Origin of the sequence: Aliidiomarina haloalkalitolerans (assembly GCF_003987315.1) — a bacterium.
Taxonomy (GTDB): Bacteria; Pseudomonadota; Gammaproteobacteria; order Enterobacterales; family Alteromonadaceae; genus Aliidiomarina; species Aliidiomarina haloalkalitolerans.
In genome coordinates, this window is the sequence record NZ_PIPI01000001.1 from 798,510 (window position 1) to 820,548 (window position 22,039).

A 22,039-nucleotide genomic window follows, 5' to 3' on the forward strand; every position below is an offset into this window, starting at 1 on the left:
CCTCACAGGCAAATAACCGCAACGATTAAATTGCCGTTATCGCCATTAATGTCCGGTCGTGATAACCCGTCACGACTGGAATAAAACCACTTAACTCTTGATCAAGTTTGGCATCACCGGTGTCCACTCGTAACGGTCGTCCGTTCAGTTGTTGGAGTTTACTTTTACTCGCCACAACGACAAATCGCTCACGGCCAACCGCACGAATAACCGCAGGTGTCAGCTGTTGGTTACCACGACCAAACACATGACCTTGACCGCCAATTAGAGTCAACACCAGATAGACAGGTTGTTCTTGCGCTTGTGCTTGGGCAACCCATTGCTCCAATTCTGCACCAGTGACATCACTCGCCACCACCGACTGATTGCGAATTAAATCGACACCTAGTAGCGTGTTCGGAAGCCCTAGCTCCTGCATAATAAACTCTACAGTCGAACCCGAGCCCATAATATACCAAGCATCGTCTTCCATGCTTTCAATCACGTCTGCGGCGATATCCGCAAGAACTAGTTCATCTGACTCTTTGCCACCAATTTTTACCGCTTGTAAATACTCAAGCTCCCCAGGGACTTGCATTTCACCATACCGCCGAGCTCGAACCGTACCGGCCCGAAAAGCAGTTTCGTCAATGTCCATGACATCTGCTGCCCGTAACGTCGTCAGCTGACCGGTCACTAATTGTTCGAGGACTTTACCGGCAGCGACCGGCGTAATTGCATACACGCCAGAATGAATTTTAACCCCGGCAGGAATTCCTAAAACAGGCAAATCTGGTTGCCCAGCTGGGCTATTCAAGGCGCGGTATACGTCCCTAGCGGTGCCGTCACCACCCGCAAAGATCAATAAATCCGGTTGTGCAGTCAGTAACGATTGTACCGCACGCTCCGTATCGTCTGCTTCGGTTTGGCTATGCGGCGCACGATACAGAACCTCGTGTTCAAATCCTAAGGCGGTCAGCAAGTCGGCCCCCATCGCACCGCTCGCAGTCACAAAGCGAACTTGCTCTCGATAGGGCTGCAGCAGCGTTAAGGCTTCAGCGACGCGTTGATTCGCTTTCGGAACGGCGCCGCGTGCTAAGGCTTGTTGACGGGTTTCAGCTCCATCACTGCCTTTTAACGCAACTGCACCACCAATCCCTGCATACGGGTTAATGACGAGCGCTAAGGTATAAACAGTGGTGGTCATGATAACTCCTGTAACCGAGATAATTCGCGGCGGATCATAGCCGCGCCAGCTAATTTAAACAATGCGGTATCCGGCAATGGCTGGCGATAATATACCGCTAAACGCTGAGCAAAGCGCCACGCTCGCGGCGGCCAACCCTGTTCGCTGCGCAATATAGCTCTTGCCAAAACTTGCTCAGCAAACTGTAATCGATTGGGTGGCTCATCGCCGGCAAGATTATCAACGCTGATTTCAAAGTTGATGCCAGCCGCAAGACTAAGCAACCATTCCACTGCTTGCGGCGTAATTTCGACGGCTTCAAAGGCAGCCTGTTGCTCCGAACTACGGCCGTCAGGCGCATACCAGTAACCAAAATCGAGCAGTTGACGGCGAACCTTACCGGCGACGCACCAATGGGCAATTTCGTGCAATGCTGAGCGGGCAAATCCATGTGCAAAGATGATCCGATGATACGGATAGTTACCGTGTCGTGAGTGGCTTGCAGGCAGATAAATGGGTTCAGCAAAGCCAGCGCGCTGACCGTCAACAAGGACGGTTTGCTCGCTTTGCTGAAACTCACTATTAAACAGGCGGATCAATTGATCCGCCTGTACCGTTTGAGTTGTTGAAGTTGCTGCTACCGTTGCTTCAGCGGCAACCATAACCTTTACTCATAGTGTTGATACTCTAGTCCTTCTTGCCACCAACTTGGTGCTGGGGCGCCTTTTAAGAAGTGGTCAAAAAACTCGAGCATTTTAATGCTGTAGTCGATCTTATTTGCGAACCGCTGCAAGTGATGTGGCTCGCCTTCGTACTGCAGCATGACCACAGGCTTGTCTAAGCGGCGCAGGGCTAAATAATACTCGATTCCCTGCTCCCATGGAACCGCTTCATCTTTGTCACCAAACTGAATTAACATCGGTGTATTGATGCGGTCAGCAACAAACACCGGTGAATTCAAAAGATACGGTTCGAGGTTGTCAAACATGCTCTCACCAATGCGGCTTTGCCCAGTTTCGTATTGGAACTGGCGAGCTAACCCTGTGCCCCAACGAATACCGCTATAAGCACTGGTCATGTTGGAGACTGGCGCACCCGAAACCACAGCCGTGAAGATATCGGTTTCTGCGACTAAGAAAGCGGCTTGATATCCCGACCAACTGTGGCCATGCAAACCAATCGCATTCGGCTCTGCTACGCCCATCTCGATAATCTTCTCAATCGCAGGTACGAGTGATTCAGTCGCACTGGGACCTGGAGCACCAATTCGGAAATGTACGTCCGGCAGGAACACCACATAATCCTGACCCAAGTAGAATGGGAAATTAGGGCGATGGTTCACACGCATTTGATTCCACTGGTACAGGCGCTGTGAGAACTTCTCATAAAAATAGACCATCACCGGGTAGCGTTTGTTTGGATCGTAGTTGTCCGGCTTAATTAGCACTCCTTGCAATGGTTCACCACGGGTAGATTCCCACTCGACGAGTTCCGCATGGCCCCAAATGAATTCGTCCCGTTGCGGGTTCACATCGGTGAGGCGCTGGCGAGTCGAGAAGTCGCGCGGTGCAATCCACAAGTCTGGGAATTGACGGAAGTCTTGCTCGGTAAAGAGCAAACGTTGATGGTCATCGCTATGCGCAACAAGGGAATAGGTTTTCTGATCTTCGAGCAGTGGTACTAATAACGCCTGTTGTCCCTGATTCAGTTGTGAGCTTTGCACTTCGAGCTGATAGAAACCCGAGTGTTTTAACTGCTCGTGGTACATCCGCACCAAAACCGGCTGTGTCGCGTCAATGTGACGCTGCTCGGTAAACATCGCAACGCGGAATTGTTGATTCTGGTCACGACCCACTCGAGTTAAGTTAGTTGCAACGTTATCAACCGTCACCTGCCAAATATCGAAGCGGTCATAAATCCAGAAACCGCTGCTATGAGCCAACCAGCCGGCAAAGCCATAAGGGCTTGGCTCAGCAGGACGATCATTCTCTTCGTCAACCCATGACACCGCAACGTCGGTTGCTAATGTTGTTACCTGCCCATTGGCTGCAGTGAACAATTGCACTTGGCTATCAGCCATAAAGACAACGTATTGACCGTCCGGAGAAATTAGGCCGCGCTGACTCGACGTTAAACGTTCAGCAACACGCTGACGTTCACCGCTGCGTAAATCAACATAATATAAATCGTGATAAAAACCGTCCCAAGTTCGGTCCCGCAAGTGTGGCTCTTGGTTTGACACCATCACTGCATGAGGGTTGTCACTGATCATGACGTTTTCATTCACATTGTCGCTAAGCGCTACTAATGTGCGCTCATTTAGGTGCAACACCGAGGTCGCCGTCGCGCGTTGACGTTGGCTATGGGTTTGCCGCTGCTGTGGCATAATCATGCCGTCATCACCGTGCCAAACTTGCAGTCGGCGATCAACTAATAAGCGATCAAGGTCGTACAGATCAGCCATGCTTTCTGGCTGTGGGCGTGACTCTGCTTTCACCGCTGGTGTTGGCCGGTGGCCAATGAACAATCGCGCATTGTCGTCGCTCCAACGAATTGGACTATGCTCCGACAAAATCATATTGGGGCGGTCTGTGTTAACCGCTTCAGCACCGCCACCCGCTTGCCACAACCACAGTGTTTGCGGTGTTTCGCGTAAATTACTGTCGCTGTCGGCAACCAAGAATGCCAAGGCTTGGCCATTTGGTGCAAAAGTCAGTTTGCTAGCCACTTTGTTTGCTGTTTGCAGTAAGGTGCTGCCACTATGATTGGCAAGGTTATAGACCACAACAGCATGCTCAGTTGCAGGCTTCTTCTCTTCGCTAGTTGCCTCGCTGCCCGTCGATTCGGTATTCGCAAGTTCCCGCACAAGGTGCAGTGCTAAACGATGACCTTCGCTAGCAGCGACAATGTCGACAACATTATGAATCAACGTTTGCTCACTTGAATTCAAATCAATCAAACGCAACAAAGAACCATGTTCACTGCCGTTCTCTTTTGCGTAAGTGTCGTTGTGTAGCACATAGAAAAACTGTCCGTCTGCGGCAAAACCGGTCGCTTGAGCGTGACTGAATACTTCCTGCTCACCACTCGTCACGTCCACTAAAACGGCATTTTGAACCAACTTACGGCGCTCTTCCCGACTCGTTGCGCGTTCGCGCTCAAGTAACGGTGGCTCTTGCAAAAACACCGCAAAACGGCCATCACTAGAAAGCTGTGGACGCATCCCTCGCTCGACAAGATAGATAGTTCCGTCGTTAGTACGCACGACTTGACCTTCACGATCGCCATAGTCTGGGTTGGCAGAAAAGGCGATGACACTGAGGTCATCGGTGGTAACTTGCTGTTGAATCTCGCGGAACTGCATAATGTCGGTTAGTTCCAACGCCCGCGGTTGTGTCGTTGCTGAACGGTTCTGTGCCTGAGCATCACTAGTCTGCATGCCGAATGGCAACAGCGCGACGATCATGACAACCGGCAACCAACGATGGCGCAGTCGGTTAAGCATGTGTCGAGTAAACATGTGCTGCATGAGTGTCCTCACTTTTTGTTTGATTTAGAATGATTATCGCCAAATCGAAGTGAATGCTCTAGCCCCTTAATCGCAGCGGTCGGCACGTTAATCTCGCGGAATGGCCGCAGCCGCAAAGAATCCAAGCAAAGTGGCGAATGCCGCAAACATAAACGTGGTTTCCGCACCAGCCCCCTGCTGCCAAGTTAAACCGGCTAACCAAGCGCCAAGGGCACCGCCACCACCGAAGCAAATACTGACATAAATTGCTTGGCCACGGCTGTGTTGTGCAGCGGGGAAATACCGATGGACAAAACGCATGGCGGCGCTGTGATGAAGGGCGAAGCTAAAGGCATGAATCAGTTGAATACCAACCAACCATAGTAATGATCCGGCAAACTGGGCAAGCAGCGCCCAGCGAATGGCAGTCACAGCTAAACAGAACATCAGTAAATAACGCACTGGGTAGCGAACTACGGTGCGGCCAGCCACCATAAACATTACCACTTCAGCGGCAACTCCAAGCGCAATTAACCCACCTACCGCCATTGGCGCATAGCCAAGTTGGTTTAAATATAAGGCGAAAAAGGCATAAAACGGAGCGAAACTGATTTGTAGTAGCAAGGTTGAGAGCATAAACATGACGAACGGTCGCCGCCGCACACGTCGCCAGAACTTTTCTTCGTCAATGTCGCCGTGACTGGCCGTATGGCTGCTTGGTTCTTGTAATAAACTGACGGCAATTAAGAGCGGTAATAGCAGCACCGCGGCGACCAGCGGAAAGCTTTGTTTGCCGCCCCAAGCGAGGATTTCAGCGGTGATCAAGGCGACGATGATAAAGCCTATCGAACCACCCATGCGAATCCGGCTATACAAGTGCTGTTGGGCGCCAAGTGAGCCGAGCGTCACGACTTCGAGTTGGGGTAAAATTGCCGACCAAAAGAAGCTGATCAACCCGAGCATGAGTGCCACACTGGTATAACTTTCCAGCTGTGTTAGCGCCAACAAAAGCACCAACGAAGCAACAACCCCTGCGCGGATTAGTGGCAACAAGCGACCAAGGCGATCGCCGACACTCGCCCAAACCGGTGGGCCTATAATTCGACACAAGGTCGAAATGGCAATCAGCTCACCAATTTGTCGTGATTCAAAGCCAAGCGCATCGAGGTAAACCCCAAGATACGGCACCATCAATGCGAGCACGGCAAAATAGCCAAAATAAGACCAACTCAAGCGCCGGCATTGGCGCTTAAAGGCAGCCGTTGTATCGGTCATTGCTGACGTCCTTTTTATGGGAGATAGGCTGGGCAGCGCAGCCTACCCGCCACGCTATTTTAAAATTGGGAATTGATGTGAAACGGCACCATTTTGGGCACGTTGACGTAAAATATGATCAATTAAAACTAATGCCATCATCGCCTCGGCGATCGGTACGGCACGAATACCGACACACGGATCGTGCCGACCATGCGTGCTGATTGTTTGTGCTTGGCCGTGAACGTCAATGGTTTGCCCTGGCTTCTTAATGCTGGACGTCGGTTTCAGAGCAATTTCAGCAACGACCGTTTGACCGCTGCTAATACCGCCTAAAACACCACCGGCGTGATTTGAGCTAAATCCAGTCGGTGTCATCTCATCACGATGTTCTGAACCTCGTTGTTCAACCACCGCAAAGCCATCGCCAATGCTCACTGCTTTTACTGCGTTAATTGACATCAAAGCTTTCGCTAAATCCGCGTCGAGGCGATCAAATACTGGTTCACCAAGCCCCGCAGGCACGCCAATGGCCTCCACGCGAATACGCGCACCAATCGAGTCACCCTCTTTTTTCAATTGACGAATGAGAGCGTCGAGATCATCGAGGCGAGCAGGATCTGGAAAGAAAAATGGATTCTCGTAGACTTGAGTCCAATCATATTGCTCGGCGTGAATGGCACCCATTTGGGTCATTGCCGCACGCACAGTTATGCCCATTTGGGCTAATAATTGCTTGGCAATTGCACCGGCCGCAACACGCATTGCCGTTTCCCGTGCGGACGAGCGACCACCACCACGATAATCGCGAAAACCGTATTTATGCGCGTAGGTGTAGTCCGCATGACCAGGACGGAATAAATCTTTGATGTCTGAGTAATCTTTGCTGCGCTGATCCGTGTTTTCAATCACCAACCCGATCGGTGTTCCGGTTGTCTTACCTTCAAATACACCGGACAAAATTTTCACTTCGTCAGCTTCTCGGCGCGGTGTAGTGTAACGATTAGCGCCCGGCTTGCGGCGATCAAGCTCAGCTTGAATGAATGCCTCGTCAATCGCTAAACCCGGTGGGCAACCATCAATAATAGCCCCTAATGCAGGACCATGGCTCTCGCCAAACGTCGTGACTCGAAATAGTTCGCCAAAGGTATTTGCACTCATGCGTAACGTCCTCCAGAGCGAATGGTTTCAGCGTGGTCGAGTAATTGTTCGCGCGAAATCATAAAGACACCATCGCCACCGCGTTCAAACTCGATCCACATGAACGGGACATCCGGCCATTGTTCATCCATGTGCACCATACTATTACCCACTTCACAGATAAGTAAGGCGCCAGGGGTCATGTGCGCAGGTGCGTCGAGCAGAATACGACGGACTAAGTCCAAACCATCTAGACCTGCCGCTAGTCCTAATTCTGGCTCGTGATGATATTCGTCTGGCAGATCGGCCATATCTTCCGCATCAACGTACGGTGGATTGGTCACAATCAAGTCATATAAACGGCCTTCTAACGCGTTAAAGCCGTCGGACTCTATTGCTTCAACTCGATGACTTAAACCATGTTCCTCGATATTCATGCGCGCCACAGCCAATGCATCGAGACTAATATCGACGGCATCGACTTCGGCTTCTGCAAATGCATAGGCACAAGCGATGGCGATACAGCCTGAGCCGGTGCATAAGTCTAAGATACGCTCGGGTTCATGGGTCAGCCACGGCTGAAATTGTTTCTCGATAAGTTCCGCAATCGGTGAACGTGGGACTAACACACGCTCGTCGACGTAAAAAGGTAGGTCGCAAAACCACGCTTTGTGGACGAGGTAGGCAGCTGGTACCTTGTCGCGAATGCGCCGGTTGACTAATGCCGCAAGTTGCACTTTTTCGTCATAGGTTAAGCGGCAATCACGGAATTCATACAGCTCTGGAAACGACATCGAAGTGATTGCGGAGAGTAGTAGATTGGCTTCTTCCCAGCCATTCGCTGCACCGTGACCAAAATAGACATCTGCACCATGCAAGGTCGACGCAATGTAGCGCTGCCAGTCAGCAATCGTTAGAAGATCGTCGGTAAGTTGGGCATATTCATGAGTCACGTTTTACTCTCCAAACTAAACGTTTTGTATTGTATAACTGCCTATTATACGCATGATTTTGTATCATAGGGCGACCAAGAATAGAAAGAAGCACAGAAAACTGTAAGGATTTATCTGCAATGGCGAAAAAACCTAAGGCTCCGGCGGACACGAAAGCCCCAGAGCAGCTAAGTGCCGAAGAGTTGGCATTATTCCAAGCGGCAGTTGCCGGTGCGACGCCATTGCAACAAGACGAAATACCACCGCCGGCCCCGAAGCTAAAAGCTAAACGAGTTTTTCAGCAACGCCACGAGAAAACCCTCCAGCGGGTGCAAGCCACAGATCCATTCTCTGATCACTTTCAGCCCAATTTACCAACAGGGACCATGCAATGGGTGGCGACAGGCGACGAGCCCTATTTGGCTAAACGCTTGCGCCGCGGCGATTTTGACCCGGAAATGATTTTGGATTTGCACGGTTACACCAAGGCCAATGCGCGCTTAGAGCTTGCCGCTGCAATTGCCGCATGCGTTGCGGAAAACATAGCCTGTTTGTGTGTTGTACATGGTATTGGGCATGGCATTTTACGCCAACAAGTACCAGCTTGGCTCACTCAGCATCCGGCGATACGTGCATTCCATCAAGCGCCACTTGAGTGGGGCGGGCAAGGCGCTTTGTTAGTGTTACTGCGTGTCACTGAAAACTAGCAGCTGCCAGTGAAGGCCGACGGTTTAAGCGTCCAAACTTAAGCGCCCAAACTTAAGCGCCCAAACTTAAACGCCACAAGACCCTCACTGCGTCGACTAGTCTTGGCAATGCATGCCTTGCCAGAATCCCTGCATTGCTAAAGGTTCTAGGTCAAGTTGCGCAATCCCTGCAGTAGGAAATAGCGGTGGCTGCACCGTGCGGTCAAGGTACGCCGTGAGATAACAAACAAATGGCATGTGGGAAACGAGCAAGACGTGCTCAGCGGGTTCGATCTGTAATCGTGCCAACAATGAGCTCGCAAATAACTCTGCATCACCTTCAGGCGTGATTTCACTGGATGTTTCAATCACTTCAGCGGCAACATGTTGAGCGACTTCATGCCAGGTTTGTTGGGCACGCACGTAAGGGCTGACAATAACTAAGTCAATTTTCTCGACTTGGCTTGCTAACCATTCGCCTGCGGTTTTCGCTTCCTCGTGACCGTGGGCCGTGAGTTCACGCTCTTGATCAGGTTGCACAACACCGGCACACAGTGTGGGTGAACAAGCTTCACCATGACGCATTACATACAATTTCATTTACTTCTGACTCCGCTGTCGATCAGGTCGACCACCGGTGACTTTGTCTGCCCGTCCATCTTCTTTCGCTTGTTCAGCGCGACGACGACGGATTTCTTTTGGATCGGCAATCAAGGGGCGATAGATTTCGATGCGATCCCCTTGCCGTACCGTATCGGTCGGTTTGCAGGTCTTATTCCAAATACCTACCGCATTGGTTTGTAGATCAATCTCTGGAAAATAAACCTGAATTCCCGACTGGATAATCGCATCTGCAACCGTCGTACCTTCGATCACCGAAACTGGAATGATCTTCTGCTTTTCCGGTGTGCCATACACCACTTCAATACTAATTAAACGTTCAGCCATGGCCATAAACCTGTCGTGCTCGCGCAGCAAATGCGTCCACCATACGTGTGGTGACTTCGTTGAAGACTTTACCGAAGGCAAACTGCAACATTTTACTCGAGAATTCGAAGTCTAAGCGCAAAACCACTTTACATGCTTCGGCGTTTAGAGGCTTGAATTCCCAGCCGCCGCGTAAGTGCCGAAACGGTCCTTGCACCAATTCCATGGCAATTGCGTGCTCATTCACGAAGGTATTTCGGGTGGTAAACGCATGGCGAATGCCTGCCTTACTAATTGACAGTTCGGCGACCATGCTCGACTCGCTTTCTTCCAAAATACGCGCCGCCACACAGCCCGGCACAAATTCCGGATAAGCAGCAACGTCGTTTACAAGCTCATACATTTGACGGCAGCTATAAGGCACCAAGGCGCTGCGTTCAATTTGTGGCATCCAGTTACCTACTTCCTTTCGTCCTGCGCAACTCCTTTAGCCAATTTACGGCGAGGTTTGGAGCCTAATGCGCACGATGTGTTCAAGATTTCGACAATCGGCGAAGCTGCGCATTCTAACTAATCTAAAAAGGATGTGCATCTTTTCTTTCAGCCCCTTTTGCTAAGGCGCGAGCAAGCGTATAATACGTCTCATGAAACAGAAAAAAAATCCATCATCGACCATCGCACTGAACAAAAAAGCTCGCCACGAATATTTCCTCGAAGACAAGATGGAGGCGGGTTTAGAGTTGCAGGGATGGGAAGTCAAAAGTATCCGTGCCGGCAAAGTCAATATTGCCGACAGTTACGTGATCCTGCGCGACGGCGAAGCTTACTTGCTCGGCTCGCAAATTCAGCCTCTCAACCAAGCCTCAACGCATGTCGTTTGCGATCCCGATCGCACGCGCAAGTTACTGCTGAAAAAACGTGAGTTAAACACGCTAATCGGTAAAGTTGAGCGCGAAGGCTACACCATTGTAGCCACCGCTATGTATTGGAAGAAGTGCTGGGTCAAAGTTGAAATCTATTTGGCGAAAGGGAAAAAATCCCACGACAAACGCGATACCATTAAAGATCGCGATTGGGCGCGCCAAAAAGAACGACTGATGAAGCACCAGCAACGCTAAGGCACATGCGGCGCCTGCAAATGCAATAAAGCTTCGAGCAAAGGTGACCGCTTACTCGTATGGGCTTGGCCATTAATTAGTGTCTGCGTGGCTAAACGCAAATACACTAATGCCAAATTATGATGCGCCAATAATAACGAATCATCCCGCAGAATAGCTTGCTCATAGGCATGTTGTGCTGCATTTAAACGCTGTTGGCGCAGCTGAATATTGCCAAGTAATAACCAGCCTTGCGCATCGTTATCCTGTTGTGCCAGCAATCGGTGCAGATAGCTCTCCGCTGCCAATAAATCACCATAGCGATACGCATTTAAAGCTTTCTCTTCAAGTCGACTGACTTCGTCGGAACGCATCGGCGCTGCACTATTACAGGCACTTAGAAACAATACACTCAAAACCACAATTAAATGAGCTCTCATTGGATATCCTCTGCCGGCTGAATGTGAATGGCATGAGGTTGACGCTTTAACGCCAATGTATCGGCAGCTAGTTCAATGACTCCTGTTGCTTCTTTACACCAAGCGATTCGGTATGGGCGCAGGGTTTGCTCATGTACCACTTGTCCGGCGTCATTCAACCAGATTAATTGCAGTGTCTGATGTAAGAAAAAACTATGTACGACGCGACAATTCGGTAGCCAAATGCCACTGCAGCGTTCGCCCGCATTGCCGCGATGACGCTGGCGCCAACCGAATAGGCGCGGAAAAAACCGCCGAGCTATCCGCAAATAGCCAATAAACAGCCAATGTTCCTGCTGTCGCACAGCAAAATTGGCGTAGCTGCCATATTCTCTTAAACGTACATCAAGATATTTATCACGATCTTTCATAACCCCTCCATGGGCGCAGCAGCGCTTAAGTCTGCCACATAACTTTGGCGGCGATAATGCCGATAAATGGCAACATAGTTGCCGGAAAAACAAATACGATTAACGGTAACAGCAGGCGCACTGGCAATTCTTGCGCCTGCTGCTCAACCTCTTCCGCTAACGTTTGGCGAAACGATGCAGCTTGTTCGCCTAGTAGGCCTGATAAAGCACCACCATGCTGACTTGATTGAATGAGCATGGTTACGAACATACTGACTTCAGCAACAGGATTACGCTCGCGAAAACGTTGCATGGCGTTTACCCATGGCTCGCCAGTGCGCACCGCAGCAACGACCATGCGCAGTTCCTTCTGTAAACTGTTATGACTGCCTTGTGACAATAACTGCTGCATCGCAGCCATTAGCGGCAAACCTGCCGTAAGCAGCATGGCTAAGAGCTCCATCATGGCGGGCAATTGACAACGAACTTGGTGCAAACGCTGTTGCCGCAGTTGGCGCGCGTTAAGAGTCTGATAAAGTGCCGTTGCCACGATCATCAAGACAAAACTCAGACAGCCTGTCGCTAACATCGTCACGGCTACGAGTAACATTACAGCGCCACCTCAATCTTCAGCAATCTTTGCATGAGCCAATGTCCGCCAAGCAGCATCACCACCAAGAAAATGGCCAGCCCCCAACCGATCGGGTGTTGACTCAACTTTTCTAGTGATTCACCTTCGATGCCCCAGAGCACGAGAAGAATAAACAGCGGCATTGCGGTCATCACTTTGCCCTGCAAACGCCCTTGAGCGCTGAGGCTTTTAATCCGCTGCTCAAGTTGCTGCTTGCGCCGTAAAGTTTGCGCGAGGCTGTCGAGTAATTGAGCTTGCTTACCACCAAGCGCTTGGCCATGGTCGAGCGCCAGATAAATTCGATGGAGATCGTCGGACGGGTAGCGTTCGGCAAACACTTTAAATACCACTGGCAAACTCTTACCAAGGCGCAACTGCCGGCTGAGGATTTGTAGCTCCTGCCCCAGTGGTACTGCCATTTCTGCAGCAGCAAAGGCAATGCCTTGGGCAACTGTGCCGCCGCTGCGTAAGGTTGTCGACAACAGGGTCAACATGGCCGGTAATTGGCGCGTGACTTGTTCTTGGCGACGCTTTTGCATGCGTTTATAGCCCTGCCATGGCACGAGAATTCCAAGCCCAGTTAGAACGCCAATACTTAACCATGAATCGAGCGTGAAACTGGCAATGAGGACGATAAAACTAAGCACAATAAACCAGATTAAGACAAGGTCTCGGACGCGCACAAACAAAAACAAAGAGGTCAGGTTATTTTGCCAACGCTGCTCATAGTGTTGGCGATAATCCTGCAATAAGCCGCGAACCACAACGCAGAGCATAAAACTTAAACTAGCAGCAATTAGCGCTGCTGCTAACGTTGCCCAGAGCAACTCACTCATGACTACTCACCTGCTGTAAGCGACGAATTAGCTCACTTCGCTGTGATTCTGCGAGGTCGTCAATAAAGCTGGGGATTTGCCCCGTCCATTCATGTTGATCCGTTGCTTGGTTATAGCGCATGATTTCCGCTAGCTGCATGACATCACCAGCTTGCCCACGCACTTCGGTTAAGCTGCTGACCACACGTTTACCATTGGCAAGACGACAGATTTGCACAATGAGCTGAATCGCACCGGCAATTTGCTGCCGCACCGCATATAACGGTAGGTCAAGCCCAGCCATGAGCACCATGGTTTCTAGCCGACTTAAGGCGTCGCGCGGTGTATTTGCGTGCAAGGTCGTCATCGAGCCAGCGTGACCTGTATTCATCGCTTGCAACATATCGAGGCTTTCGCCACCTCGACACTCTCCGACCACAATACGATCAGGACGCATCCGCAAGGCATTCATAACGAGCTGCCGGATCGACACTGCGCCAGCACCTTCTTGGTTAGCGGGGCGAGCTTCCAAACACACCAAATTTTCATGATGCAGTTTTAGTTCTGCAGCATCCTCAATGGTAATCACCCGTTCGCCTGCATGTATGTGATCAGCCAAAACATTAAGGAGCGTGGTTTTGCCGCTACCCGTTCCACCGCTAATCACTAGGTTTTGTCGATGCTTAACACCAATTTCAAGCAGGTCTGCTAAAAGCGGCGAAATGCTGCCAAAATCAACTAAATTAGCCATGAAAATGCGCTGATTACTGAATTTTCGAATCGTTAAGCAAGCACCAGCTACAGCTAACGGAGGTAACACCGCGTTGACTCGTGAGCCATTCGCCAAGCGCGCATCAACCATCGGTGAACTTGCGTCAATGCGTCGACCGAGCGGTGCTACAATGCGCTCGAGTACTTGCCGCAAAGCGGTTTCATGCATAAATTGCACGTTGCTTAGCTGCAAACGCCCCGACTGCTCGATAAAGATTTGGTTGTAACGATTTACCATGATTTCTGACACGGATTCATCGCGCAGCAGCCCCTCAAGTGGACCGAGGCCAACCACATCGTCTAGTACCCGCTGCGTGAGCTGCTGTTCACTCTCTTCAATTTGCCAATCTCGCCCTTCTCGAAGCTGCTCGCGCAGCCCTTGGCGCACGAGTTCTCGCAATGCATCATCATCGAGTTGAAGCACATCAGTTTGATGTAAATTCAATGCTTCGACGGTATGGGTGAGTAATTCCGCATAGGTTTTCATCGGCTCTCCTTGCCTTGTTATCGGTTTAGCGTACTTGTGCAATTAATCTACTTGTGGATTTAGCGCTCTTCCATGCCCGTGCAACCGAGTGACTGAAACAACTGCATGAATTCTTGTTGCTGCTCACGCTGAAGCTTTTGTTGACGCTGCACGCGACTAACATTGCGCGGGGTAACAAACACCACAACTTCCGTATGCTGTTGGCTGTAATCCTCCGCACTGAGCAGGTTGCTGCCCGTTCCTGGGCCACTCATCGCACCCGGCAAGCCACTCCGTGTCGAGCTTTCCTCGTAACTGATTAAGCCGGCAACCACCAGCGTTTCACCATCAGCAACCGTGACTGTGGTTTCGGTACGGCGACTGCGTAATCCGGGTACCCCTTGTACCGCAACACTTAAATCAGGATGGCTAAGCTCACTAATTAGATGGGTGCGAATTTGCTGATCCGCGAGCAGTTCCGGCAACACATGAAGTTGCACCCCATAGTTTTTAAAGGTGACTTCCGTTTGTCCAAGGCCATTGGTTTGCGGAACAGGAATTTCACCACCGGCCAAAAAAGTCGCTTGGGTACCACTTTCCACCCGTAGCCTTGGCGTTGCCAAGACTTTACCAGCACCGCGTTCTTGTACTAATTGTAAGATACTGCGCAAACTCGCCATCCAGCCTAAATAGCTACGTTGTCCCCGCCCCAGTTCCTGTAATAAGTCTTGGTCACCCGGTACTATGTTTAAGTCCATGGCGCCTTCCACGCGCCAAAGATCACCTCCAACCCCATCGGCAAGTACTCCGAATACGGGTCCTGCAGCGGTTTGTTGCCAACGTAATCCGAGTTGTTGCAACCAACGGGTACTGACTTCGTAAACTTGTACTTCAAGTTCAATAACTTCAGCAATTTCCGGTGTGTAGTGCAAACCATGCAAATCCAGTTGGCTGTGGTGCTTTTGCAGTTCACTAAATTGAGCAAGTTCTTGCGCATTGACTTCACCGCGCAGAAAAAGAAAACCGTCTTCCCAATGACTGGTTACTGGAGCAAGCTCGCCGAATGTCTCTTCTGCATGTTCGCGAGCCGTCATGATAGCGCGTACTTGTCGCTCTAATTGGCGATCTTGTCGCGCCACGACACGCACCCGCTTGCTGTGGCGCACACCTTTGGTTGTCCACCACCACAAATCCACTTCGCCAACTTGCAGTGCCAAAATGAGTAGCTCGCGCTCATTCATTAGGCGTGCTTCAATAATGTCGGTGCGCGCCATGGCAATGCGTTGAATCTGATCGTGACTGACAATCAGTTCGGCACTATCGACCACTAAACTGAGCGTTGCGATCTCAGCGTCGCTCGCTACGTGTTGGTTCGCCGCTATAACTTGTTTAGCAGCAACAACTTGGTTCACAGCAAATACTTGGTCGGCAGCAAGCGCTGCCCGATTAAACAATGCGATACAGAGAACGATAACGACGACAATCCACAGCGCTTGATTGTTATCTGTTTTGTTATCTGATTTGTTGCCTGCTTGGTTGTCGCTTGGTTGTGGTTGATTGCGAAGCCGTTCCTCGGCCTTATTTTGGTCCTGCATCCGTGCTACCACCCTATATCGGTTGTTGGTTGTGTTTGTGAACTTGGGACAATCCATTCTACTTTCGGAATACCATATAGACGCCGAGGCGACGTGACTTCCTGCTGCCGTGTACGCAGGAATACCAGTAATGACTGTTCCGCATACGCTTCTTGAAAACGCACGGCGTCTTGCAGCGGAATGGCAACGGTTACTACATTCATACCGCCTCTTTGTTCACCTTCTTGCAAGCGGCCATCGATTGCCAACACTTCCAATGCCGACGCCAACAGCTTTGTGCCGCCAACAGCGTCCGTATAGAGATCAATCCGGTCGCCAATCTGCAGCGCGTTACCATGATGATCTTCGTCTCTAACTCGAAAGCTAAACGCCGTTTGCTGTTCGTTCAAGCGACTACTTAAACGGTGATCTTGATACGGCAACAAGTGAATACGCTGCAGCGGTCGGCCGGGCGCTAGCTCGCCAGCGAGATCGTTACGCAGCACGCGACCAATAATCGACTCAGCATCCTGTGCAAGTATTGCGTCAGCCGCAAGACCATCAGGATGAACCTGACGAACACGCATGTTTTTAGCGGTAAGTTGCTCCCCTGCGATCAATGCTTGTGCTGGCACCACAACGGCGACTCGTTCATTGGCAATTTGCAACGTTTGATACTCTCGGCGGTACTGTTGTTGCAAGTCCATCTCCGTTTGCCGAAGATAGTTCTGCAAGACAAACCATGCGAACAACGCCGCCAGCACTCCCACGAGCAACGGGATCAGCAGCCAGAGTTTACCTTTTAAGCCGGCAGCCAACTTCATTCGCGAACCTCGAGCGTATGGGTTAGCCAAACGACACCCGGTTCCTGTTCCCAGCCTACCACTGAATAAACCCCTTGGTCGGTCTGGTAACTCAGGACAAAGCTCCCTTGATAGCGGTCATGGATATATGCCGGAGCAACCGCATTGGCCTGCATCTTATCGATCGCTGCATAGTAGTGCGTTGCTAACGGTTGATTGGAAATCTCACTGCGGACTTCACCGCTTTGCGAACGATACACATAGACTTCATCACCATGATGTTCCGCATCGGTGAGTAGCGTCTCAGTCCACAGCAAGTTGTCGTCATGCCACATCAAGGTCAACATAAAGTTGTCACCTAAGCAATCAACTCGCAGCTCATCTGAGCTTGGCAGGATTAAGCAGTCTTGCACGCCTGCCATCAGTTCTAAAATTGGTTCATGACGCGATTCGAGCAGCCAAATTCTTACGTCGAGACCAAATACTTTGGCGACGTCAATAATTTTCTCTGACACTAGAGGCCGCGGCAGATAACTCGGTCGTTCGGTTAAAAACTTTGCTTGCACAGCCCCACTTCCTGCACACAATACAACGCCAAAGCTGAGCATGAGCGGATACAAAAATTGAATACGCATGATTTGCTCCTTTAGTTACAATTGGCGTTTTGACAACGAGCATGGGCAGGAACGACATCCACATCCACATGTCCGACGCGTAATTGGTCAGGGCTAAATTCGCGCGCAAACGGAATTAATCCCAACAGCGATTGAATCTCCTGAAAGCCAAGTTGGTTCAGAAACTCCGTGGTAGTCAGGGCTTTGGGCCTACTACTTAAGTGCGCTAAGCTCTGGGGCTGCCACGCATTACTTAGACGACTAAAGGTCAGCCAGGGTTGTTCGGACTCTTCATGCTGCAACTGAACAACAGCTAAGTTGTTGGTTGGTAGTGAAAAGCCACGTTGCGTACTAAGGATGTCCCAGACCGGCGCAATTAAGTTAGCAAAGGCGTAGTCGCTCGTGGTCCGATAATCAAGTTCATAGTCGTCACCCACCGGAAGTCGAAATTCTTTTTCATAATCTTCAAGTTCACGACTTTCGAGTCCAGCGGTCGCGCGCAAGGGGTGATCCGCCAATACCACAGGCAGCAACTGTTGTCCGCGCCAGCGCTTCGCTAAACTTTGCTCAACCTGTGGCATGGACACCAGTAAGAGAAGCCCAAGTAAACTAATCGCAAGCGTAATTTCAACTAATGCCTGTCCAAAATTCCGTTTCATAATTGCATCCTTAAAAATTCAAGTTCCCAAATTGGCACAGCAACCGCTCGGGTTTGCCACAGCGCATTGTGCAAATTCGCTCGCTCTCCCCTGCCATCACGACGCTGCCAAAAGTTTCTCGGGCGCGAGAAATACAGTTGTTGACGACCAACGCCCCAGATCACCGGGACAAAGTGATTGTCTGCGCTTTCATCATTACTATGAGCCACTTCAGGACGCTTGGAACGCACAACCAAGGTGATCTGTGGCTCGCGATTGCTATCGCTTAAACGATAGAAGTTAGGAATCGAATGGCCGACGCCCAAATTGCGGCCAAAACGGCCTGCTTCTGCGCTAGCGCGCCGATTGAAGCGATAACTCTCCCCAAAACCGGGGGTGCGACCACGACTCGGTAAACGCTGACGAAAATAGGCCGAACCACCGCCAAGAGGCGCTTCCTGCCAACGATAAATGGCATTGACATGAAACGAGAAGGTATCAACGCTTTGCCACTCAATGCGACCAAGCAAGTTTTTTACATCCGAGCCTCCGGCTTTATGGGCATAGATAATTGGCCGGGCGTCAAATAGCCGGTACGTTCGACGTTGACTGAACGGGTCGCGGCTTTCCATCGCCATGCGGATGTAGTCGTTCTGGTCGGTCATATTTGACGTCCGCGTTTGCATTCGCAGCCACAAATATTCCGCATCAATCAGCGTCTGGTGATTAAACATGTGTAACTCAAGTTCCGGATCGTTCTGCTCCACCACTTCCGTTGCCGTTGCGATCGTGCTCAACCAGCTGGCTTGATGAAACGTAAACTGTGCCAGTTGCAACATTTCCACGGTTGATTGCTGCACGATAATCAAGCTCCGCATGGTTCGCTCCATCGGCACGCGCATGCGTTCCACCGCTCGCGCCATATTGAGCGTAACGATATTCACTTTCGGTATCCATGCGGTGAACTGAGCAATTCGGGTCATACTACGACGATTCATGTCGTACCAAGAATGAATCCCCATGAGCTGACCAATGACAATCTCATTGGCCAGCATGGCTCGGTTAGTAATACCTTTGAAGTTGAGATCTCGGGCAGCAATGACGGCAACACTTTCAGCCGCATATTCTGCGACTTGCGTTGCTGCTGACTGCTTTTGTAGCTGACTGGTGAGCTGCACCGTAAGGAGCACAGCCACCAGCAACCCAGCAAACAGCAAGGTCATCGCAACGAGATAGAAACCTCGATGACGTGAACTTAGGCGCATACTTAATTACCCGAATGGGTACCTTCGTCGTAATTGCCTAAACCGTAGTTTTGGTTTGCAGTACTTGAAGCGGTGTTGGCCGCTTGTTCTGCTTGACGTATTTGTTGATCAGCGGGCTGGCCAGAAATTTCTTTCGCAACCCCTGCCATCTGCGTGCGTACCGTTTTTCCAAAAAACGAATACACACCGATCGCAGCAACCACCACCAGGGCTAATACAACAATATATTCTGTCATCCCTTGGCCGCGCGCATAGCGTGCAGCCTTAGAATAACGTTGCGGACGTACAGAGTGAGATAAAGCATGATTTTTTGACATAGCGCCTCCATGGCACGTGAGTTTTCCGTCACTTAAATTCCCAATTAACCGAGCCAACATGGCCGGTCAAAGAGAGCTTAGAGAACGCTATGCAAAAAGAAAAGTGTTGAGCTGCGTTTTAATCGATTGCCAAGTATTTATGTAATTGAACGGACAAACGCCAGTTCCGTTGCCGACAAATTCTCATCGCCAGTTCGGTCGCATGCGGACGCTGACTAATGGGTTGCAAACAAATGGTTGTGCCCGGTTGTACAGGACAATCAAGCAGTAACTGATCAAGTTGCTCGATGTGCTTGTGCATGGCAACCGGGTACTTCACTTCATTTGCACGTAACATGGCATCGGCACGCACCGCATAACCGCCGGGCATGTCCACTTTCGGGGACACCGTAACCCATGTTTGCGGGCTCGTTAATACCTCAAATGTACCGCTGGTTTCGATTTGTAAACGATAACCTGCCGCTTCAAGCACTGCTGCAAGTGGCCGTAAGTCATACATACAGGGTTCGCCGCCGGTAATCACCACATGTTTAGCCGTAAAGCCGAGTGCTTGGATTTGCGCCAGAATATCGTCTGGACTCACTTCTGCAAATTGTGTGCTCGCTTGTTGCTTGGCCAGCACATCAGTAATGGCAATCCGATCGTCAGCGCTTTTGTCCCATGTATGTTGCGTATCACACCATGGACAACCGACTGGGCAACCTTGGAGACGAATAAAAATAGCCGGCACACCGGTATACACACCTTCGCCTTGAATTGTTTCAAACAATTCATTAATTGGGTAAATCATAACGCTCCTGCGGCTTCTGTCAGCTACTTGAATCGGGTAAACTGTGATTATACGTGAGTCGGCATAGCAGGAGCAAAAAGATGCAGGAAAAAACTCCAAGTATGAAAAAAGCAGTGGTTATTTATTCCGGTGGCATGGACTCGTTTACTGTGCTGCATCGCGCGATCGCCGACGGCTTTGAGGTCTATCCATTGTCGTTTCATTACGGCCAACGCCACAGTAAAGAACTGGATTGTGCTGCCGCAGTCTGCGAGCAATTGGGCTTGGCGCACAAATTAGTGGATATTCGCAGCATCAATACCCTGCTGGCGGGTTCAGCGCTCACTGATGACATTGAAGTGCCGGCGGCCGACTACGCTGAAGGCAATATGAAAGCGACTGTCGTTCCCAACCGCAACATGATCTTATTATCGCTCGCGATCGGCTATGCCGTGTCTATTGATGCCGATGAAGTGTATTACGGCGCTCATTCCGGTGACCATGATATCTATCCTGATTGTCGCCCCGAGTTTGTCGAAGCCATGAACCAAGTTAGCCAGCTCGCCAATTACAAAGCGATTCCAGTGCGCTCTCCTTACCTATACAACAGCAAGGCTGAAATTCTCGCCGATGGATTAAGTATGGGCCTTGATTACAGCCAAACCTGGACTTGCTATAACGGCCGCGAATTCGCCTGTGGTAATTGCAGTGCCTGCCGTGAGCGACTCGGTGCATTCGCAGCGCATCAGTTGACTGACCCGCTGCGCTACGAAGAACAAGCCAACTAAGCGAACGACTTATTGCGCTCGTTGCGCGAGTAACGTTTGTACGTCCTGCCAACGCTGACTCGCTTGTACGCTTGCAAGTGAGTCAAAGGCACTTTGGCCGGCCAAAATTTTCACTGGATCACGTTCGGTCATGGGAAACTCGACTGTCTCTAACACAACTCTGGCTTGAGCTTGGTCATTGCACACCAATAACAGATCACAACCAGCAGACAGTGCTTTTTCTGCACGTTGACTGATATTTCCAGCGACCGTCGCTCCCGCCATCAAGAGGTCATCACTAATAATCACGCCCTGAAAGCCTAAATCCTGACGCAGAATTTTCTGCATCCAGAAGCTTGAAAAACCTGCTGGGTCTGGATCAACTTGCGGATAAATCACATGGGCGGGCATCAAGGCTTGGATATGAGGCAGCAGCTCAATAAAAACTTGGGTGTCGAGCTGAAGAATCTCAGCCAAAGGTCGATCATCGACAGGAATATCGATATGCGAGTCAGCAACCACAGTGCCATGGCCAGGAAAGTGCTTACCTGTGGTGCGCATACCGGCTTCGTGCATACCGCGCATAAACGCTGCAGCGAGCGGCACGATTGCCTTGCTGTCGACACCAAACGAGCGATCGCCAATCACAGAACTTGGGCCATGAACATCTAAGACAGGTGCAAAACTATGGTCAACGCCACAAGCCAACAACTCACTCGCCATTAACCAACCTAGTTCACGCGCATAAGCGGCATTGCGAGCCGGCTGGTCAGAGAAACTAGCAAGCGATGCCATAGCGGGTATGGCGCTAAAACCCTCGCGAAAACGTTGCACCCGACCACCTTCGTGGTCAACTGTGATTAAGATTTCCCGCCCTGCCGCTGCTCGAATAGCCTGAGTCAACGCGGCTAGTTGCGCTGGATTCTCGTAATTGCGGGTAAATAAAATGACACCTGCAACGCGCTCATGACGCAAGATCTCTTCGTCCTGTGCCGTTAGTTCAGTTCCTTCGATATCGAGGAGCAATCCAGTATGAAACATAAAAATCCTATACTTAACAAATGCATGCTA

The 22,039-nt window shown here is 50.5% G+C and carries 25 protein-coding genes; 3 read left to right on the top strand and 22 right to left on the bottom strand.

Features of this window, described 5'->3' with window-relative positions:
* Nucleotides 1-25: 25 nt before the first annotated feature.
* The 6 genes from CWE06_RS03640 to prmB all read right to left on the bottom strand — a co-directional run bounded on the left by CWE06_RS03640 (nt 26) and on the right by prmB (nt 8,020).
* Nucleotides 26-1,186 carry an ATP-NAD kinase family protein gene (locus tag CWE06_RS03640; protein ID WP_126791242.1) on the bottom strand — a complete coding sequence of 387 codons (1,161 nt, stop codon included), beginning with the start codon at nt 1,184-1,186 and terminating at the stop codon, nt 26-28.
* The gene (locus CWE06_RS03645; protein WP_126791244.1) at nt 1,183-1,827 is read right to left on the bottom strand and encodes an elongation factor P hydroxylase; all 645 of its coding nucleotides are present in this window, start codon (nt 1,825-1,827) and stop codon (nt 1,183-1,185) included. The genes CWE06_RS03640 and CWE06_RS03645 overlap by 4 nt, the downstream gene beginning before the upstream one ends.
* 5 nt (nt 1,828-1,832) lie before the next feature.
* Nucleotides 1,833-4,694: a S9 family peptidase gene (locus tag CWE06_RS03650; protein WP_241972459.1), complete on the bottom strand. Its 2,862-nt coding sequence runs from the start codon at nt 4,692-4,694 to the stop codon at nt 1,833-1,835.
* Nucleotides 4,695-4,781: 87 nt separating this feature from the next.
* Nucleotides 4,782-5,948, bottom strand: coding sequence for an MFS transporter (locus CWE06_RS03655; RefSeq protein ID WP_126791246.1), 1,167 nt, complete (start codon nt 5,946-5,948; stop codon nt 4,782-4,784).
* A 54-nt stretch (nt 5,949-6,002) separates the two neighbouring features.
* Entirely contained in the window at nt 6,003-7,088 is a 1,086-nt protein-coding gene (aroC, locus tag CWE06_RS03660) for a chorismate synthase (protein ID WP_126791247.1), read from the bottom strand.
* Nucleotides 7,085-8,020, bottom strand: coding sequence for a 50S ribosomal protein L3 N(5)-glutamine methyltransferase (prmB, locus tag CWE06_RS03665; protein ID WP_126791249.1), 936 nt, complete (start codon nt 8,018-8,020; stop codon nt 7,085-7,087). The genes aroC and prmB overlap by 4 nt, the downstream gene beginning before the upstream one ends.
* A gap of 119 nt (nt 8,021-8,139) precedes the next feature.
* Between prmB and smrB the strand changes: the two genes are divergently transcribed.
* Nucleotides 8,140-8,706: an endonuclease SmrB gene (smrB, locus tag CWE06_RS03670; RefSeq protein WP_126791251.1), complete on the top strand. Its 567-nt coding sequence runs from the start codon at nt 8,140-8,142 to the stop codon at nt 8,704-8,706.
* A 96-nt stretch (nt 8,707-8,802) separates the two neighbouring features.
* Here smrB and sixA read toward each other — a convergent pair whose 3' ends face one another.
* The 3 genes from sixA to CWE06_RS03685 are packed head-to-tail and all read right to left on the bottom strand — an operon-like array spanning nt 8,803 to nt 10,063.
* Nucleotides 8,803-9,285: a phosphohistidine phosphatase SixA gene (gene sixA, locus CWE06_RS03675; RefSeq protein WP_126791253.1), complete on the bottom strand. Its 483-nt coding sequence runs from the start codon at nt 9,283-9,285 to the stop codon at nt 8,803-8,805.
* A complete protein-coding gene (locus CWE06_RS03680; protein ID WP_126791255.1) occupies nt 9,286-9,633 on the bottom strand; it encodes an RnfH family protein in 348 nt (115 codons plus the stop codon).
* Nucleotides 9,626-10,063 carry a type II toxin-antitoxin system RatA family toxin gene (locus tag CWE06_RS03685; protein ID WP_126791257.1) on the bottom strand — a complete coding sequence of 146 codons (438 nt, stop codon included), beginning with the start codon at nt 10,061-10,063 and terminating at the stop codon, nt 9,626-9,628. The genes CWE06_RS03680 and CWE06_RS03685 overlap by 8 nt, the downstream gene beginning before the upstream one ends.
* Nucleotides 10,064-10,256: 193 nt before the next feature.
* On the opposite strand from CWE06_RS03685, the gene smpB reads away from it, so the two are divergent.
* Nucleotides 10,257-10,730 (top strand): SsrA-binding protein SmpB, encoded by a 474-nt coding sequence (gene smpB / locus CWE06_RS03690; RefSeq protein ID WP_126791259.1) that lies wholly within the window; start codon nt 10,257-10,259, stop codon nt 10,728-10,730.
* Here the strand turns inward: smpB and CWE06_RS03695 are convergent.
* From CWE06_RS03695 to queE, 12 genes are all read right to left on the bottom strand, one after another.
* Nucleotides 10,727-11,149, bottom strand: coding sequence for a hypothetical protein (locus tag CWE06_RS03695; protein ID WP_126791261.1), 423 nt, complete (start codon nt 11,147-11,149; stop codon nt 10,727-10,729). The genes smpB and CWE06_RS03695 overlap by 4 nt on opposite strands.
* Nucleotides 11,146-11,559 carry a DUF192 domain-containing protein gene (locus tag CWE06_RS03700; protein WP_126791262.1) on the bottom strand — a complete coding sequence of 138 codons (414 nt, stop codon included), beginning with the start codon at nt 11,557-11,559 and terminating at the stop codon, nt 11,146-11,148. The genes CWE06_RS03695 and CWE06_RS03700 overlap by 4 nt, the downstream gene beginning before the upstream one ends.
* Before the next feature lie 25 nt (nt 11,560-11,584).
* Nucleotides 11,585-12,148 carry a type II secretion system F family protein gene (locus CWE06_RS03705; RefSeq protein WP_126791264.1) on the bottom strand — a complete coding sequence of 188 codons (564 nt, stop codon included), beginning with the start codon at nt 12,146-12,148 and terminating at the stop codon, nt 11,585-11,587.
* The gene (locus CWE06_RS03710; protein ID WP_126791266.1) at nt 12,148-13,005 is read right to left on the bottom strand and encodes a type II secretion system F family protein; all 858 of its coding nucleotides are present in this window, start codon (nt 13,003-13,005) and stop codon (nt 12,148-12,150) included. The genes CWE06_RS03705 and CWE06_RS03710 overlap by 1 nt, the downstream gene beginning before the upstream one ends.
* Nucleotides 12,998-14,242, bottom strand: coding sequence for a TadA family conjugal transfer-associated ATPase (locus CWE06_RS03715; protein WP_126791268.1), 1,245 nt, complete (start codon nt 14,240-14,242; stop codon nt 12,998-13,000). Before CWE06_RS03715 ends, CWE06_RS03710 begins: the two co-directional genes overlap by 8 nt.
* Nucleotides 14,243-14,301: 59 nt before the next feature.
* Nucleotides 14,302-15,816 carry a pilus assembly protein N-terminal domain-containing protein gene (locus CWE06_RS03720; protein WP_198679017.1) on the bottom strand — a complete coding sequence of 505 codons (1,515 nt, stop codon included), beginning with the start codon at nt 15,814-15,816 and terminating at the stop codon, nt 14,302-14,304.
* A 5-nt stretch (nt 15,817-15,821) separates the two neighbouring features.
* Nucleotides 15,822-16,619 carry a Flp pilus assembly protein CpaB gene (cpaB, locus tag CWE06_RS03725; protein WP_126791271.1) on the bottom strand — a complete coding sequence of 266 codons (798 nt, stop codon included), beginning with the start codon at nt 16,617-16,619 and terminating at the stop codon, nt 15,822-15,824.
* Nucleotides 16,616-17,233: a hypothetical protein gene (locus CWE06_RS03730; protein WP_126791273.1), complete on the bottom strand. Its 618-nt coding sequence runs from the start codon at nt 17,231-17,233 to the stop codon at nt 16,616-16,618. The genes cpaB and CWE06_RS03730 overlap by 4 nt, the downstream gene beginning before the upstream one ends.
* Before the next feature lie 11 nt (nt 17,234-17,244).
* A complete protein-coding gene (locus CWE06_RS03735; protein ID WP_126791275.1) occupies nt 17,245-17,871 on the bottom strand; it encodes a hypothetical protein in 627 nt (208 codons plus the stop codon).
* Nucleotides 17,868-19,115 carry a hypothetical protein gene (locus CWE06_RS03740; RefSeq protein WP_126791277.1) on the bottom strand — a complete coding sequence of 416 codons (1,248 nt, stop codon included), beginning with the start codon at nt 19,113-19,115 and terminating at the stop codon, nt 17,868-17,870. Before CWE06_RS03740 ends, CWE06_RS03735 begins: the two co-directional genes overlap by 4 nt.
* 2 nt (nt 19,116-19,117) lie before the next feature.
* Nucleotides 19,118-19,432 carry a pilus assembly protein gene (locus CWE06_RS03745; RefSeq protein WP_126791279.1) on the bottom strand — a complete coding sequence of 105 codons (315 nt, stop codon included), beginning with the start codon at nt 19,430-19,432 and terminating at the stop codon, nt 19,118-19,120.
* 118 nt (nt 19,433-19,550) lie between these two features.
* Entirely contained in the window at nt 19,551-20,222 is a 672-nt protein-coding gene (queE, locus tag CWE06_RS03750) for a 7-carboxy-7-deazaguanine synthase QueE (protein WP_126791280.1), read from the bottom strand.
* 80 nt (nt 20,223-20,302) lie between these two features.
* Here queE and queC point away from each other — a divergent pair, with 80 nt between their 5' ends.
* On the top strand, nt 20,303-20,989 hold the full coding sequence (gene queC / locus CWE06_RS03755; protein WP_241972460.1) for a 7-cyano-7-deazaguanine synthase QueC: 687 nt from the start codon (nt 20,303-20,305) through the stop codon (nt 20,987-20,989).
* A 9-nt stretch (nt 20,990-20,998) separates the two neighbouring features.
* Here the strand turns inward: queC and nagZ are convergent, their stop codons facing one another.
* Nucleotides 20,999-22,009, bottom strand: coding sequence for a beta-N-acetylhexosaminidase (gene nagZ / locus CWE06_RS03760; protein WP_126791282.1), 1,011 nt, complete (start codon nt 22,007-22,009; stop codon nt 20,999-21,001).
* Between the last annotated feature and the right edge of the window lie 30 nt (nt 22,010-22,039).

What these genes read in the sequence shown, in the direction of transcription:
- CWE06_RS03650 (WP_241972459.1), bottom strand. Translation starts at nt 4,694, where the DNA reads ATGCAGCACATGTTTACTCGACACATGCTTAACCGACTGCGCCATCGT.
- aroC (WP_126791247.1), bottom strand. Translation starts at nt 7,088, where the DNA reads ATGAGTGCAAATACCTTTGGCGAACTATTTCGAGTCACGACGTTTGGC.
- CWE06_RS03645 (WP_126791244.1), bottom strand. Translation starts at nt 1,827, where the DNA reads ATGGTTGCCGCTGAAGCAACGGTAGCAGCAACTTCAACAACTCAAACG.
- CWE06_RS03700 (WP_126791262.1), bottom strand. Translation starts at nt 11,559, where the DNA reads ATGAAAGATCGTGATAAATATCTTGATGTACGTTTAAGAGAATATGGC.
- sixA (WP_126791253.1), bottom strand. Translation starts at nt 9,285, where the DNA reads ATGAAATTGTATGTAATGCGTCATGGTGAAGCTTGTTCACCCACACTG.
- CWE06_RS03740 (WP_126791277.1), bottom strand. Translation starts at nt 19,115, where the DNA reads ATGCGCCTAAGTTCACGTCATCGAGGTTTCTATCTCGTTGCGATGACC.
- nagZ (WP_126791282.1), bottom strand. Translation starts at nt 22,009, where the DNA reads ATGTTTCATACTGGATTGCTCCTCGATATCGAAGGAACTGAACTAACG.
- cpaB (WP_126791271.1), bottom strand. Translation starts at nt 16,619, where the DNA reads ATGAAGTTGGCTGCCGGCTTAAAAGGTAAACTCTGGCTGCTGATCCCG.
- queC (WP_241972460.1), top strand. Translation starts at nt 20,303, where the DNA reads ATGCAGGAAAAAACTCCAAGTATGAAAAAAGCAGTGGTTATTTATTCC.
- CWE06_RS03680 (WP_126791255.1), bottom strand. Translation starts at nt 9,633, where the DNA reads ATGGCTGAACGTTTAATTAGTATTGAAGTGGTGTATGGCACACCGGAA.
- queE (WP_126791280.1), bottom strand. Translation starts at nt 20,222, where the DNA reads ATGATTTACCCAATTAATGAATTGTTTGAAACAATTCAAGGCGAAGGT.
- smpB (WP_126791259.1), top strand. Translation starts at nt 10,257, where the DNA reads ATGAAACAGAAAAAAAATCCATCATCGACCATCGCACTGAACAAAAAA.
- CWE06_RS03715 (WP_126791268.1), bottom strand. Translation starts at nt 14,242, where the DNA reads ATGAAAACCTATGCGGAATTACTCACCCATACCGTCGAAGCATTGAAT.
- CWE06_RS03640 (WP_126791242.1), bottom strand. Translation starts at nt 1,186, where the DNA reads ATGACCACCACTGTTTATACCTTAGCGCTCGTCATTAACCCGTATGCA.
- CWE06_RS03745 (WP_126791279.1), bottom strand. Translation starts at nt 19,432, where the DNA reads ATGTCAAAAAATCATGCTTTATCTCACTCTGTACGTCCGCAACGTTAT.
- CWE06_RS03655 (WP_126791246.1), bottom strand. Translation starts at nt 5,948, where the DNA reads ATGACCGATACAACGGCTGCCTTTAAGCGCCAATGCCGGCGCTTGAGT.
- CWE06_RS03710 (WP_126791266.1), bottom strand. Translation starts at nt 13,005, where the DNA reads ATGAGTGAGTTGCTCTGGGCAACGTTAGCAGCAGCGCTAATTGCTGCT.
- CWE06_RS03695 (WP_126791261.1), bottom strand. Translation starts at nt 11,149, where the DNA reads ATGAGAGCTCATTTAATTGTGGTTTTGAGTGTATTGTTTCTAAGTGCC.
- CWE06_RS03720 (WP_198679017.1), bottom strand. Translation starts at nt 15,816, where the DNA reads ATGCAGGACCAAAATAAGGCCGAGGAACGGCTTCGCAATCAACCACAA.
- smrB (WP_126791251.1), top strand. Translation starts at nt 8,140, where the DNA reads ATGGCGAAAAAACCTAAGGCTCCGGCGGACACGAAAGCCCCAGAGCAG.
- CWE06_RS03685 (WP_126791257.1), bottom strand. Translation starts at nt 10,063, where the DNA reads ATGCCACAAATTGAACGCAGCGCCTTGGTGCCTTATAGCTGCCGTCAA.
- CWE06_RS03730 (WP_126791273.1), bottom strand. Translation starts at nt 17,233, where the DNA reads ATGCGTATTCAATTTTTGTATCCGCTCATGCTCAGCTTTGGCGTTGTA.
- CWE06_RS03735 (WP_126791275.1), bottom strand. Translation starts at nt 17,871, where the DNA reads ATGAAACGGAATTTTGGACAGGCATTAGTTGAAATTACGCTTGCGATT.
- CWE06_RS03705 (WP_126791264.1), bottom strand. Translation starts at nt 12,148, where the DNA reads ATGTTACTCGTAGCCGTGACGATGTTAGCGACAGGCTGTCTGAGTTTT.